The following is a 14588-nucleotide window of genomic DNA, read 5'->3' as shown; positions in this document are numbered from 1 at the left end:
GCTTTAACCAGGCGAGTTAGTCATACTCCATATAAATCGTTATGGTGCCTACAACGGTTCCGGGCGTTGCGGAAGAACTATCGTAAATTTTATAGCGCGCACCGATATTCAATGAGGTAAGCGAGGTGATCAAATCTGAACCTTGTGTCATTGAAGCAAGCGACGTTGAGCTTGAGTCATAACTGGCGCTGAATACCAGCGGATCGGCCGTATCATTAAACAGCTGAAAGCCGATCCCCGAAGAGGTTGATGACGCGTTCCTGATAATATAGCGCGTGGCGTCAACGATATCGCCACTGTAGGCTCTCAGATTGAAGGTCTTTGTCGCCAGACTGTTTAGGCTGCCGCTACAGGTAACAGGAATAGTAAATTGTGTATCGGAAGTCTCGCCGGACTGAATAGCAAACAGCGTGGTTGAAGGCAGTGTAAATTCTTGGTTTTCAATAACGCAGGTGGTGCTGACCGGTGAGAACGAGACATTAACCGAGGCGAATCCTTTTAGATCGTAATATGATGATGCCGCTGCGGCAGCCCGGGTAGAGACCTGACTCCGCAGCGCGCTGGCGGTAGAATACGTTTTGCTATAGCTTGAACTTGTAAGATACAGCAGTGGGATCTCAACGCTGCCGCTGGTACTGGCGACATCATAATCAGAACCTGTTACGAGTTCCGCCGTTAAGGTTATCTCAGTATCAAAATCCGAAGCAGAATAGCTAGTACTGATAAGACCACTGTCGAAATACTTATTGTTAACGGAGAGAGAGGCAGTAAATTTGATATAAGTATCCACATCGCCGCTGGTAAACTTAACGGTATAGCCCCCCTCAATACCGTTTCGATATTGAAGCGTCTCACCGCTCAGGATACAGACTAACTTATAACCGCTAAAGTTAGAGCTGGTTGTCAGCGAATAGCTATTAGTCAGCGACAACATCGTTGCAAGGTCGATATCGCTAATCGTTGAAAGCGCCACGGAGTTGTTACCCGATGAGATATTATTGGGATCGCAGCTCCCGATAGCTAAAGCTGGCGTCACTGACACTGCGCTGATACCTGCTGCAAAAAGCAGGATCCACAGCAAACGATTTATAAATTTTTGCATATATTATCCCCAGTCAGCACAACCTCCTCTATGAGGCAGGCGTGCGTCTTATCTGTCTGAACGCGTATTGAGTCGGGCAATGTGTCCGCTTTGATATGAATAAGCCCGCCCTGAGCGACATAGCCCAGTTCATTACCCTGTTTGTCATAAAGAGAGGCGCCGAACGTCAGCGGTGCGCCATTATTATTAGTGGCGCGTAAAGAGAAGGTTTTTCGCGTGTCGGTAATGTACTTAACGTAAGAAATACTGCCTTTCCACGGGGCAACTTTTTTAATATTCCCCTCAATATCGCTGGCAGAATCCGCATTCAGATAGAGCGTGTTTTTGCGCCACGGCGTAGCGTAGGGCAACAGCGCCTTACCCGCGCTATTCGTTACGATACTGGCATTGCCATTCACTTTCGCATCCGCGATCCCCGGCGCGTCAATAATGACGAAGTGGTTGCCCGTTTGCGGAGAGGCCAGCAGACCATGCTGTGATAACAGAAGGCTGCCTGAGGCGCTGAAACCATACTGCGTTGAGTTTCTGCTCTGAGCCAGGTTGCCAGTCAGGGTCGACCAGGGGGAGGTATAGGAAACGTAGCCACTGGACGACGCGCGATCGCTGCTCTTGCTACTGGCCAGCAGGTTATATCGCAATCGTTCAGAGACCGTCTCATTCCAGCCGACAGAGGACGAATGCTGGCTTCCCTGAACGTTTGACGCCGCGGTTATCGTTCCGTTGTGGTTAAAAATGCTCCAGGGAATGCTGACGCTAATGCTGCCGTAGCTCTCATCGTGATAAACGGCGGTTCGTTTCTCCTGCTCCAGAAGCGAAGAGTCGGTATAAATACGTCTACCCGCATTGACTGTCCAGGATATCTGGTTATAGCTGTTGCTCCAGCCCAGGCTAAACTGGCGAGATGTTTTACTGGTATTCCAGTAGCCTGTGGCGTAAATACTCGCATTAAGCGAACCATACCCCTCAGGAAGGCGTTGGTCGATCGCCGCGCTGAAGCTGTTTTGTTCTTGCACACGGTAGCCAGTTTGCGCAGAGACATACTGCGCTGCGGAATCTGACTGGCTTAGCGTGAGGTAATTTTTTTCATTATGGGTCGCTGAGACAGTGATTGAGGTTCTTGTCGGAAAATATTTGTTCAGCGAAATTCTGGCCTTGCCTCCACGCGCGTGTGCGCCAGAAGCCTTAGCACGGGCGTATTGGTAGCTTGTGGTTAACGTTCCTAGATAAGGAATCAACAGCCCTGCGCCTGCCAGGCCAGACTGATAATTTTCGCCTGTGATAGAGCCTGCGACTATCGTCAGAGAGTTATTTAACCCCCGTGAATATTCCGCCTGCACAAAATTGCTGTTTTTAAAATAGTAATCGCTTTTGAATTTGCCTGCGTATAAGGCCCAGTCGGAGCTGCCGCTTCTCAACAGATTGCCTGACGCGGAATAGGGGATTATCGCTGTTGTCTTTTTGCCATTAGCGTATTCAATCACCAGGCTCAGATCCGAGCGCGAGCCAGTCGGCATCAGGTCGGCGAACTCGAAGGGGCCGGCAGGAACGCTCTGTTGAAAAACGATCTTGTCGTTCTGGATCACCTTAACTACTGCATTGCTTTCCGCAACGCCTCTGACGACAGGCATATAGAGACGATAGCTGTCGGGCAGCATAGAGAGATCTTTTATAAGAGCCACGCCCCGGAACTTGAAGCTGTCAAACCAGTCCGAGCTGGTGTAGTCCTCGCCTGCTTTTGCCGTAGAATTTATCGCGGGAAACGATTTTTCCAGATAGCGGGCGCGCGTGATCCAGCTGGAATTGCTTTTGTTGTGATAATAATAGGATTTATCACGTAAGTGCCAGTCTGCAATATTAAAACCGCTGTTCAACGTCACATAAAGCGAAGACTGATCGCTGCTGTTTTTATAGTTCCCGTCAGTGTAAATAAGGTTATAGTTGGTGAACAAACCTGTAATGCCCTTATCCCACTGTTCAGGGGGCATCCAGTTTTTGTCGTGCACGATAATCCTTGCCTGAGGCACGGTAATATCAAGCTGGAATGTGTTTTGACGGAACTTGAACTCACTCTCCTTAAGAAAGAGAGTTAATAAAACCCAACCCTGCGCATTAGTTGAGGGCGAGGTTTCTGACGTTGCCTCGGTTTTGATGTCAAACTTAAAGAAGTCCGCTTTTTGAATAAAGAGATCATTGCCCTCTGCGACCTTTAGCTGATAGTTACCTTTCCACTCTTTATTCACATAGACATCAACCTTATAGACGCCTGGGGAAATCGTATTCTTCGCTTCTGATATACGAGTATTAACAGCGCTGCCAACCAGAAATCCAGGGTTAAACTCGTCGTCCGCATAAACGATTGCTGAATACAGCGTACCAAGAAATAGTAAGGTAACTTTATAACAATCCGTTCTTCTTTTCATATTACAGGAATGCTGACAGTTCTGAGTGTCCCGAAGTCATCTAAGTAAGTCAACCAGGTCTGTCTCTTACTAACGTAAGCAATGGAATTATCCAGTGGTGCGCAGCTGAATGGTTTAATGAGCAGTGTTTTTTTAAGTAAGTTGTCTTTTTGGCTTCCTTTTTGAACGTTACTTAATCCAGCCGCAGTAATAAAATAAGGCGAGCGGTTATTAACGCAGGCGTTATTGCCTTCTCGCTTTATTTGAAGGTGGGTTTGCACGTCGATTTGACGGACGTTAAGAGCCGCCGGGCGGTAAAAAACCTTTACCCGATTCCTGACAGCGAACTGGATAAAGTTTCCGCGTTTATCTTTTGGCTGCGGAGGGATATCAATAAAGTTAAGCCAGAACAGGGTCTCACGGTCGGCGGGCAGCGCGGCCGCAAGGTTACTTTTAACAACCGTCAGAATTTGACCATCACCAGCCCCAATTTTAACAACAGCGGGAACCACAGCCAGGGGTAATCTGAGATTTTCAGGTTTCTCGTTGGGATTTCCATTATCCACCCATGACTGAACAAGATGGCCTTCCGCTGACTTATTAATAAGCTGGACATTAACGCTTTCTTTGTCGCTCGGAAAAATTACGCGTGTATTATTCATCACCACGCTGGCGCTTGCATGAGCGGAGAGAGTAAGCAGTAATAATCCACAGGAAAGGGTCTTCATTTTCTGTCCTTAAAATATGACATCCTTGCCATCGCTAATCGTCCTGATCCTTCTTAATTACTCATAGGTAAAGGTGTAGGTCGCTGTGGTGACGACAGACCCCGCAGCGACGGATGAGCCGCCGTAGTTATAGTAATTGGCGTAGTAACTCAGCGTGCCTGACGCAGGCGCTGTATCATAAGTGGTGCCGTCAGAAGAGGTCGTCGCCATACCGGTATCTAACGCCGTGTTCAACGCTACCAGCGTGCTGCCATCTTTGGTAATGCCAATCCCCACGCCGCTGGCCGTACCCGAGCCGTTTTTCAGGTAGGTGTTATCGTCAGAGACATTTCCGCCTGAGAAGGTAATCATAAGCGTTTGCGCAGCCGTGCTGGTGCTGTCAAAGCCAGAACAGCCGTCGATGTTCAACGTAAACTGTTTGGCATTGGTGCTGATAACTCCAGCGGTTGTTCCCAGATCGCTTGTCGTAACGGGATTCAGATCAACGGAAAAGTCGCTTCCGCTATTCGTCGTAACATTACAGGTTGCATCGGTTACTGAACCGTAAAAGGTGATAGTGCCGCCACCGACATCGGCTGTTGTGGTGCTGGCGAAAGCCGCATTGCATGCTGTTAATAAAAACAGACCGGCAGCAGTTTTATTCAACATGACAATTTTCATATTCAGACATCCTTTACTGAGATAAATTTTATAATGCACAGTGACCTGTTCCGATAAGATTCATATCGCAATCGTTCAGGTAAATGCATTGGTTTATGTTGGTTCCATCACCGGGAGGAAAGCTTTTTCGTTTCCCTTCCGTTTGGGGGTCTTCCTTTAGCTTATAAGCATCCCAAATCGTTCTAACTGTCAGAACTGGCGAGAGATATTTGAAAATAATTGATAAATAGCTGTTCCCTTAAAAACTCCTGTTACGTGTTAATGTTAAAATAAAAATTTACTGTTACTTATTAATTTAACAAAGTGGTCGAAAAGATCATATATGTGACCATTATATTGTTATTCCAGAATAATGATCAATGTTAAATGAGATAAATTTTGAGTAAGGTTTTCGTATTGTCATTTTTATTATTTGTCCCCGTTACGCATTCGCTTATAAATATTCGTTAACATCCGTTGTAAAAATACCATGTTCATTTCTTTTAAACGCATCCCTGAGATAAATGCCAGCGCTTCCGGGATTGCTCTATTTAACTGAGGCAGAGCCCCGACAAGGATGCTGCGCCAGCCAAAACGCTGGCCCTCTTTCTGCCAGGGCGTATCTGCTCCGGGCAATAGGCTATGCTTATTTTCTGGTGACCGAGGAGAAAAACATGGCCGATTCCGTATTGATTGACACTCTGCAGTTTGGTTCTGAAGGTGAAGGGGCACAGAAATATGAGATTTACGGCGACGATGAAAAGACGCCTGTCTATGCGCTGATTTACCGGCAAGAGGATGGGGAGTGGCGCAAGCTGGACGAGAAGCTCAGTTTCGCCGCGCGTGATGAGCAAAAAGAGGTCGCAGTGGCGATGGACTACGGTTCTGGCGACAGCCTGCCGGAACTGCGCGATCTGCCCGCCGAAGCGCGCGAACACTGCGAACGACACTGGCAGGACAGCCAGCAATAAACCCGGCCGGGAGCATTCCCGGCTTTTTTCTGCGCGCCAGAATTCCCCCTCCCGCCTGCGGTTTCGCTCGCAATATCCGATCCTCTGGACTTAACTCAAACTATGTTAATGGCTGTTTGCGCCTTACAGGAGGATCCTTTGGCCAAAAAATCAAAACCTGATGCTGTTGCCGACGTGCTTACGCTACGCCGCTGGATAACCGTCGGGCGTCCCGCTACTGACCTTTTTGCCCTCTGGCTGGAGCCTGACACCTTGCCCCGCATTATGAGCCATTTTGCGACCGTTACGCCCGTTAACAAAAGCGATGCGTTGTGGCAGGTCGATGGCCCGCTCGGCAAACATTACTCCTGGGAGAGCCGCATTGTTGAGGCGCAACCGGGAGAGATCATCGCCTGGCAGTCTCTGGAAGGGGCAGATATCCCTAACGAAGGCGAACTGCTGCTGCGCCCGGCGCCGGGTGAGTGGGGAACCGAGCTGTCGCTGACGCTGCGTTTCACGCCGCCGGGGGGCGCGCTGGGTAAAAAGGTCACGACCTTCTTCGACCTGCTGCCCAAAGAGATCGCCAGCAAGGCGCTGCACCGATTTAAAAGTCTGGCCGAAACCGGCGAGATCCCCACGCTTGATGGTCAGCCCGCTGGCCGACATGCCGAACGTCAGGATAAGGAGAAATAGATGCGCGCACTCTGCTGGAACGGCGTAAACGATCTCAGCGTTGAAACGGTGGCCGATCCGGGCCTGCTTAATCCGCATGATGCGATTATTCGCGTTATTTTAACCACCACCTGCGGCTCTGATTTGCACGTAATCGACGGGCTGATCCCGAGCATGCGCGAAGGGGATATTCTCGGCCATGAATTTATGGGCGAAGTGGTGGAGGTTGGCAGCGCGGTAAAACAGATCCGTCGCGGCGATCGCGTCGTGGTTCCCTCGTTTATCTCGTGCGGCTCCTGCTGGTACTGTCAGCACCAGCTGCCATCCTGCTGTGACAACACCAATCCGCAGTGGGAGAAAGGCGAAACGGTGCTGGGACACCCTACCGGCGGCATTTATGCCTACAGCCACGCGTTCGGCGGCTATGCAGGCTCGCACGCTGAATATGTTCGCGTGCCTTTTGCCGATAACGACTGTTTTGTGGTGCCGGAAGGCGTAACCGACGAGCAGGCGCTCTTTCTCTCCGATGCGGCTCCGACCGGCTATATGGGTGCCGATTTTTGCAATATCCACCCTGGCGATACGGTAGTGGTGTGGGGCTGCGGCGGCGTTGGCTTAATGGCGCAGCAAAGCGCGTGGCTGATGGGCGCGCATCAGGTCATCGGCATCGACCGCTATCCGGAACGCCTGGCGATGGCGCGCGACTATGCAGGCAGCATTACGCTCGATTACACCCAGGTCGATATCAACGAGGCGCTGCTGGAGCTCACCGGCGGGCGCGGCCCGGACAGCTGTATCGACGCTGTCGGCATGGAGGCGCGCGGCGAAGGCCTTACCCAGGTTTACGATAAAACCAAACAGCTGCTGCATCTGGAAACCGACGTCGGCGCCGCGCTGCGTCAGGCGCTCTACGCCTGCCGGAAGGGCGGCAATATCGCTATCCTTGGCGTTTACGGCGTGATGGATAAGTTTCCGCTGGGGCTGATGATTAACAAAAGCCTGACTATCCGTACCGCGCAACAACATGGACAGCGCTATATGCATCGGCTGCTGGAGCACGTCGCGAAGAATGAGCTTAACCCTGCCTTTATGGCGACGCACCGTTTCTCGCTGGAGGATGCGCCGCGCGGCTATGAGATGTTTAAGCATAAAGAAGATGGCTGCGTACGCGCGATTTTCGCACCCTGAACCGGGCTGTGAAATGTAGCGCCGTCAGGCTTTTATAAGGCGTCAGACTGGTGTAAAACGGCTAAAACGTAACGCAATGAAAGGGATAACAGTGATAAAGCTTACTGGCCGTTTAATCTGCAAAAACCGGGAAGAGACGGCGCTGGTGCGCCGTTATCTTCCTGAGCACATCAGGCTGACGAAGGAAGAGGCGGGATGCCTCGCTTTTGAGGTCAGGGAAACCGACGATCCCTTAATCTGGTCAGTTGAGGAGTTGTTCACCAGTCAGGAAACCTTCGACGCTCATCAGGTCAGAACCAAAGCATCGACGTGGGGTAAAGAAACCCGCGCCATCGCCCGCGAGTACGCTATCGCCGAGGTTGTCTGAGGCTCGCCTGCTACGCCCAGCCAGGGAACCCGCCAGCGCGGCCGGTTCCCTTTTTACCGGGAGAGGACTTCCGCCTCTGTCGCCCGGAATGGGGTAAAGGTGACGACAGCCTCTATCCGAATGACGCACAAAGAGGCCAGTAACGGACGCCTCAACCCCGTTCTGTTCAAGCGCCAGGCTCGCCCGCGGCGAGAAACAGGCAACAGATTTCCAGAAACAGGCAACCCCGCCCTCGCTTAGCCGTCTAGACTTAACGGATTGCACACCACACTACATCTCCTCATAACGTGCATAACATCCCTTTTAAAAACCCGTTAAATACTGGAAACGAGCTATGTCTGAAAATCTACATTTACAGCTGGAGATCAACGGGCAACCGCATACGCTGCTGGTCGATCCGCGCGTCACCTTGCTTGACGCGCTGCGCGAACACATCAATCTTACCGGCACCAAGAAAGGGTGCGATCAGGGTCAGTGCGGCGCCTGTACGGTGCATATTAACGGCAAACGCGTGCTGAGCTGCCTGACGCTGGCGGCACAGGCTAATGGCCAGTCGGTCACCACTATCGAAGGGCTGGCCCAGGCCGACGGCACGCTGCATCCGGTACAGGCGCGCTTTCTGGAGTACGACGCCTTTCAGTGCGGCTACTGTACGCCAGGCCAGATCATGTCCGCCGTGGCCTGCATCGACGAAGGTCACGCCGGTTCGCCAGAGGAAATTCGGGAATATATGAGCGGCAACCTCTGCCGCTGCGGCGCCTATCCCAATATTGTCGAGGCGATCCAGCAGGCGGCCGCCGATCTCAGCAAGGAGGCAACATGAATCCATTTGATTACGTTGCCACCGGCAGCGTGGATGAGGCGCTGCGCCAGAAACAGCGCGAAAACAGCCGCTTTCTGGCGGGCGGTACGAACCAAATCGACCTGATGAAGTGCGATGTCGAACAGCCTGCCGCGCTGATCGATATCAACCAGCTGGCGGAGATGCGTGAAATTACCTTTACGGCGGATACGCTGCGCATCGGCGCGCTGGCGCGCATGAGCGAGGTGGAGAACCATCCTGAATGTCAGCTATCCGCGCCCGCGATTTATGACAGTCTCTGGCAGGCGGCGTCGCCACAGTTGCGCAATATGGCCTCGATAGGCGGCAATCTGCTGCAGCGTACCCGCTGCGTCTATTTCCGCGACCCGCATACCTTTTCCGCCTGCAATAAGCGCCAGCCCGGCTCTGGCTGCGCCGCGCGCGACGGCGTAAATGGCAACCATGCCATTCTGGGCACCAGCGAAAGCTGTATTGCAGTCTATCCCGGCGATCTGGCAGTCGCGCTGACCGCCTTTGATGCGGTGGTGATCGTGCGCAACGCCGCACAGCGCGAACGACGTATTCCCGTAGATGAATTCTTCCTGTTGCCGGGTAACACGCCGCACCTGGAGCACGATCTGGCGGCGGATGAGATGATCGTGGCGGTGGAGCTGCCGTTAACCGCTGCGCTGCGCCATTCCCATTATCTGAAGGTGCGCGATCGCAGCTCTTACGAGTTTGCCGCCGCCAGCGCGGCTGTCGGCATTGAGCTGGATGGCGATCGCATCCGCGACCTGCGCATCGCCGTCGGCGGCGTGGCCACCAAACCCTGGCGCGCCCGACACGTTGAAGGCGCGCTGCGCGGTCAGCCATTCAGCGAGCAGACCCTGCGTCGCGCCGCCGAGCTGGTGGTGCAGGACGCCGAAGCGCTGCCGCAAAACCAGCATAAAAAGCTGCTGGCGCCGCGCGCCATCGCCCGCGCGCTGATGAAAGCGGGCGGCATGGCTTAACTGGCCGAACAGAGAGGATAAATAATGGATACGGCAGAAAAAAACTTTCAGGCGCTGGGCGAAAAGCGCGAGCGCGGCGACGGCGTGGTCAAGGTAACCGGTCAGGCTAAATATGCAGTGGAATACCAGCCGGAAAATGTCGCCTACGGCGTGGTGATCCAGTCTACCGTGGCCAGCGGGCGCATTACCCGCATGGAGACGGAAAAAGCGCGCCAGGCACCGGGCGTGCTGGCGGTCTATACCCACCTTAACAGCCTGAAGATCAACAAGCCTACCGGCATCGCCGACGGCGGCGCGGCGCAGTCCACCTATACGCCCATCCAGGACGATAAAATCATTCATAACGGCCAGAATATCGGCCTGGTAGTAGCGGAGACTTTTGAGCAGGCGACCTGGGCCGCCAGCCTGGTAGAAACGGAATATGAGACTGAACCAGCCTTGATTTATCCGGACGATCCGCGCGCCGAACGCAAAGAAAACAGCTCGACCAATATCGATCTCGGCGATGCCCATCAGGCGATGGCGCAGGCGGAAGTGAGGATCAACGCGCGATACGCGACGCCGCGCGAATATAATACGCCGATGGAGCCGCACGCCTGCATCGCTTCCTGGCAGGATGACCGGATGACGGTCTGGGAGCCGAGCCAGTGGGTGATGGGCGCCCAGAAGGAGATTGCTGAGTGGCTGGGCATCGCCGTCAGCCAGGTGCGCATTATCTCTCCCTATGTGGGAGGCGGTTTCGGCTCCAAACCGGTGCCCTACACCCATGTCGCGCTCGCCTGCGTCGCCTCGCGCGCGCTGGGGCGACCGATCAAAGTCTCTTTAACCCGCCCGCAAACCTTTACCGGTCTGGGTGGTCGTCCGGCGACCATTCAAAATCTGGAGATGGGCGCCTCGCGCGACGGCAAAATTCTGGCGATTATCCATGACGGCCTGAGCGATACCTCGATGATCGATACCTTCGCAGAGGGCACCAACAAAGCGACAGGTCGTCTCTACGCGGTGCCGAATGTCTATTCGCGTCACTACGTCGCGGCGATCAACACCGTCACGCCAGGCTGGATGCGTGCGCCAGGAGAGAACCCGAGCACCTATGGCCTGGAAGTCGCCATGGATGAGATGGCTTATGAACTGGGGATCGATCCGCTGGCGTTTCGCCTGCGCAACTGGGCCGATCACGACTATCAGCTCAATGCGCCCTGGAGCACGCGCCGTTTGAAAGAGGCCTACGCCGCCGCCGCCGAGGCGTTTGGCTGGGATAAACGCAGCATGGCGCCGCGCTCAATGCGTGAAGGGCGGGAGCTGATTGGCTGGGGAATGGCGACCGCCACTTATCCGGTCAGCCGCTCGCCCGCCGAAGCAAAACTGATTTTCCACAGCGACGGCAGCCTGGTGGTGCAGAGCGCCGGGGCGGACATCGGCACCGGCACCTATACCATTCTGGCGCAGACCGCCGCCGAGGTGCTGCAAATTCCCTCCAGGCAGATCCGCGTCGAGCTGGGCGACACCGATCTGCCGCGCGCTGGCGTGGCGGGCGGTTCGCAGCTGGCGGGCAATCTCACCGCGGCAGTGCATAAGACCGCGGAAGCGATGCGCGAAAAACTCTTCACGCTGGCGACCGAATCGCCCGGTTCGCCGCTGTTCCAGGTTGAGCGCGAGCAGCTGGTGCTACGCGATGGCGCAGTGCGCGTGAAAAGCCAGCCCGAGCGCGCGGTCAGCTATGACAAACTGGTGAAGCTGAATGATTCGCTTACGCTCTCTGTGCTCTCCGGCACCTTCTCGCCGGATGAGAGCGAAGAAGATCGCGATCAGGCGGTGCACTCCATGTCGAAAATGACGCGGCCGGAGGCGTTCTCCGCGCACAGCTGGGGCGCGCAGTTCGTCGAGGTGCGGGTAGACGAAGATTTTGGCACCGTGCGGGTTAAACGGCTGGTCTCCGCGTTTGACAGCGGCCGTCTCTATAATCCCCAGCTGGCGCGCAGCCAGTGGATCGGCGGCATGGTGATGGGGCTGGGCCAGGCGCTGCTGGAAGGGGGCGTGATTGATCCGCGCAACGCGCGCGTGATTAATAACAATCTGGCGGACTACCTGATCGCCGTGAATGCAGACGTGCCGGAGATCGTCGCCATCGACGTCGGCGAACCGGACTACCACGCTACCCTGATGGGTGGCAAAGCGGTCGGCGAACTGGGCATTGTGGGCATGGCGGCTGCCATCAGCAATGCGGTCTATCATGCTACCGGCAAGCGCGTGCGCGATTTGCCGCTCTCCCTTGATAAGCTGATCGACTAACGCACAACGGCGATGCCGAAAGGCATCGCCGTGTTACTCAGGCTTAAGGGATCAGCCTGCTGCTGCGCATCGCGTCCAGATGTTCAATCAGCACCTCATCAGAGCGTTTGATCATTGCATCGAAGCCCTCCTGACGCGCTTTGGTCACATCGAATATGGCATCTTTCTCTACGTGAAAAATAAAATCGCCAAAGCCCCCCAGCGCCAGCCGGTCGATATCCCGCTCTTTTAGCTGCGCTTTATCGGCAATCGAAGACCAGAGCGGTTTAAGCGCGCTGAGTCGCTCGCTCAGCGAAATCGGCTGCGCCTCCCCGACGGGCACGCCGAACCAGTCGGCCAGTTTCGGCCAGACGTGGCTCCAGCGAAAGACATCGCCGTTAGTGATATTAAACGCGCCATATTTCCCGTTTTCGGCGGCCCAGATGGCGCTCTGACCGAGAATGCGGCTGTCGGTGATGTTGACCAGCGTATTGCGCCAGGCGTCATCAGGGCCGGGGAAGTGCAGGGCAGTGCCGGTTTCACGGCACAGCGTGCCATAGACGCCGATCAGATTGCCCAGGTTCATCGGCGAGCCAAAGGAGTGGCCGATAACGATATCCGGACGCAGCGCCGTCCAGCCGATCCCCGCTTCATCGCCCACTTTCCTGGCGTAGTCTTCGTGGCGGAAATAGAGGTTAGGCGGAAAATGACGGCTGTCCTCTTCCCGCGCCGGCGTGCGGTAAACGCCCAGATGTGCGCCGTAAACCTTTCCGCCCTGAACGAAAATAATGTGCTGCAACGCCGACCCGGCGGAACGAACCGCCTCAATCAGATTTTCAAACATCAGCGCGTTGATATCCGCTTCTACACCAGGATTAGGGTCCTGGCGCAGGGCGGCATAAAAGATATGGGTAACCGATTCGAACGCCTGGCGGTGTTTGCTGAGATCCTCTGCGGAGCTCAGATCTGCGCTGAGGTGGGGAGAGGCGTGAGGGCTCTGCGGCGATCTTCCCAGCGTGGTGATGCGCCAGCCAGCGTGATGAAAGGCATCGTGAGCGGCAAAGCCGACTACGCCGCTCGCGCCCACCAAAAGTACATGCCTGTTATGCATAGATCTCTCCGTCTGGTTTTAATGAAAGGAAGCTTGTCGCCTTTTGCATGTGTAAGCGTAGAAGCTGACAGCGCCCCGATCGAAAAAGGGGCGACAGAAGCGCACTAAAACGGTTAATCGCTTTCGCAGAGAGAGGCGGCTCTGGCTGGCGTAAAGGCGCGCTTTCGCAGCCGCTCTGAAATTCTCAGGCTGAGAAGCGCAAGCAGGATAAAGCCGACGGAAAACACCACCAGCCCATAAAAACCGGCTGAGGGATAGATCCAGGAGGCGACCGCCGAGCCGAAACCCATGCCGCCGAACATAAAGGCGCTGGTGAGCGCCAGCGCGATACCGCGATGACGGGCCGACGACAGCTCCACGATCCGACGCTGCTGGCTGGGCCAGAGCAGATCGGTGGCGAACGCCCAGAAGATCAGCGCCAGCAGCAGCAGGGCTGACAGCTTAGGCAGAAGGGCGATAAGCAGGGTATCGAAGATAAGCAGAGCCATGCCCCTCATCAGCAGCTGTTCGGCGCGCAGCCGGGACGCCACGCGCGTAACGTAAAGGTTTCCCAGCACGCCCGCCACGCCCAGCACCGCCAGCGCGGCGGAAACGGTATGAGGGCCACCGGCATAGGTATCGCGGATCAGCGGCGCGATAAACGCATAAAAGCTGTAGACGCCTGAGGTAATAAAAAACACCACCAGAAAGGCAGAGAGCAACTTACCCTCGGCCAGCACGCCAGCCACCTCGGCAAGACGTATACGCACGCCCACGCTCTCATTCGGCACGCTCAGCAAGATGTTCAGTCCGCTCAGCAGGCTGGCCAGCCCGATCAGGGCAAACAGCGCTTTCGCGCCCCACAGAGCGGCCACCCAGGCCGCGAGCGGGATACCGGCAAGGCTCGCCATCGAGACGCCCAGCAGCACCATGCCGATAGCCCGACCGCGCTGCTGCTCATGCACCAGTTCCGAACCGAGCGCCACCAGCACCGGGCCGATAAAACCCGCCCCGATCCCCATCAGCACCCGTGATGCCACCAGCGCGGAGTAGCCGGGCGAGAGCGCAAAGGCGAATGCGCCCAGGCCAAACAGCAACATCCCCGACAACACCAGCTGGCGGCGGCGAAAATGACCAAAAAACACCTGCGCCAGCGGTGCGGCCAGCGCAAAGGTCAGGCCGAAAATACTCAGCAGACGCGCGCTCTGCGGATCCGTTAAGTGCCAGGCGGCAGAAATCGCGGGCAGGCTGCCAGCGACCGAGAGCGCGCCGGTTGCCTGCACGAAGTAGGCGATGCTCAGCGCGCGCAAGGCGCGGCGCTGGGAAGACGAAACAGCAGCGTTCATGATTCAGCTCCGGCTAAAGCAGGG

General features: G+C 55.2%; 13 protein-coding genes. 7 read left to right on the top strand and 6 right to left on the bottom strand.

Annotated elements, in window-relative coordinates:
• Positions 1–16: 16 nt before the first annotated feature.
• Genes D7S44_RS17155 through D7S44_RS17140 form a run of 4 tightly spaced genes read right to left on the bottom strand, consistent with a single transcriptional unit; the run spans position 17 to position 4889 of the window.
• Entirely contained in the window at positions 17–1102 is a 1086-nt protein-coding gene (locus tag D7S44_RS17155) for a fimbrial protein (protein ID WP_120456882.1), read from the bottom strand.
• The gene (locus tag D7S44_RS17150; RefSeq protein WP_120456880.1) at positions 1087–3522 is read right to left on the bottom strand and encodes a fimbria/pilus outer membrane usher protein; all 2436 of its coding nucleotides are present in this window, start codon (positions 3520–3522) and stop codon (positions 1087–1089) included. Before D7S44_RS17150 ends, D7S44_RS17155 begins: the two co-directional genes overlap by 16 nt.
• A complete protein-coding gene (locus D7S44_RS17145; protein ID WP_120456878.1) occupies positions 3519–4229 on the bottom strand; it encodes a fimbrial biogenesis chaperone in 711 nt (236 codons plus the stop codon). The genes D7S44_RS17150 and D7S44_RS17145 overlap by 4 nt, the downstream gene beginning before the upstream one ends.
• A gap of 57 nt (positions 4230–4286) precedes the next feature.
• Entirely contained in the window at positions 4287–4889 is a 603-nt protein-coding gene (locus D7S44_RS17140; protein WP_240629486.1) for a fimbrial protein, read from the bottom strand.
• 653 nt (positions 4890–5542) lie between these two features.
• Between D7S44_RS17140 and D7S44_RS17135 the strand changes: the two genes are divergently transcribed.
• The 7 genes from D7S44_RS17135 (at position 5543) to D7S44_RS17105 (ending at position 12149) form a co-directional block, all read left to right on the top strand.
• Positions 5543–5839, top strand: coding sequence for a hypothetical protein (locus D7S44_RS17135; RefSeq protein WP_120456876.1), 297 nt, complete (start codon positions 5543–5545; stop codon positions 5837–5839).
• Between the two features lie 138 nt (positions 5840–5977).
• Positions 5978–6511 (top strand): SRPBCC family protein, encoded by a 534-nt coding sequence (locus D7S44_RS17130; protein ID WP_240629485.1) that lies wholly within the window; start codon positions 5978–5980, stop codon positions 6509–6511.
• Complete coding sequence (locus D7S44_RS17125; protein WP_120456874.1) at positions 6512–7678, top strand: zinc-dependent alcohol dehydrogenase; 1167 nt, start codon at positions 6512–6514, stop codon at positions 7676–7678.
• A 91-nt stretch (positions 7679–7769) separates the two neighbouring features.
• A complete protein-coding gene (locus D7S44_RS17120; protein WP_205685242.1) occupies positions 7770–8045 on the top strand; it encodes a putative quinol monooxygenase in 276 nt (91 codons plus the stop codon).
• Between the two features lie 334 nt (positions 8046–8379).
• Positions 8380–8868: a (2Fe-2S)-binding protein gene (locus tag D7S44_RS17115; RefSeq protein WP_120456871.1), complete on the top strand. Its 489-nt coding sequence runs from the start codon at positions 8380–8382 to the stop codon at positions 8866–8868.
• The gene (locus D7S44_RS17110; protein ID WP_120456869.1) at positions 8865–9857 is read left to right on the top strand and encodes an FAD binding domain-containing protein; all 993 of its coding nucleotides are present in this window, start codon (positions 8865–8867) and stop codon (positions 9855–9857) included. Before D7S44_RS17115 ends, D7S44_RS17110 begins: the two co-directional genes overlap by 4 nt.
• A 24-nt stretch (positions 9858–9881) precedes the next feature.
• Positions 9882–12149: a xanthine dehydrogenase family protein molybdopterin-binding subunit gene (locus D7S44_RS17105; RefSeq protein ID WP_120456867.1), complete on the top strand. Its 2268-nt coding sequence runs from the start codon at positions 9882–9884 to the stop codon at positions 12147–12149.
• Between the two features lie 43 nt (positions 12150–12192).
• Here D7S44_RS17105 and D7S44_RS17100 read toward each other — a convergent pair whose 3' ends face one another.
• The gene (locus tag D7S44_RS17100) at positions 12193–13239 is read right to left on the bottom strand and encodes an SDR family oxidoreductase (protein WP_120456865.1); all 1047 of its coding nucleotides are present in this window, start codon (positions 13237–13239) and stop codon (positions 12193–12195) included.
• A gap of 113 nt (positions 13240–13352) precedes the next feature.
• Entirely contained in the window at positions 13353–14564 is a 1212-nt protein-coding gene (locus tag D7S44_RS17095; RefSeq protein WP_120456863.1) for an MFS transporter, read from the bottom strand.
• Between the last annotated feature and the right edge of the window lie 24 nt (positions 14565–14588).

It is taken from the genome of Pantoea piersonii (assembly GCF_003612015.1).
Lineage (GTDB): Bacteria > Pseudomonadota > Gammaproteobacteria > Enterobacterales > Enterobacteriaceae > Pantoea > Pantoea piersonii.
This window is presented reverse-complemented; position numbering and strand designations above follow the sequence as displayed.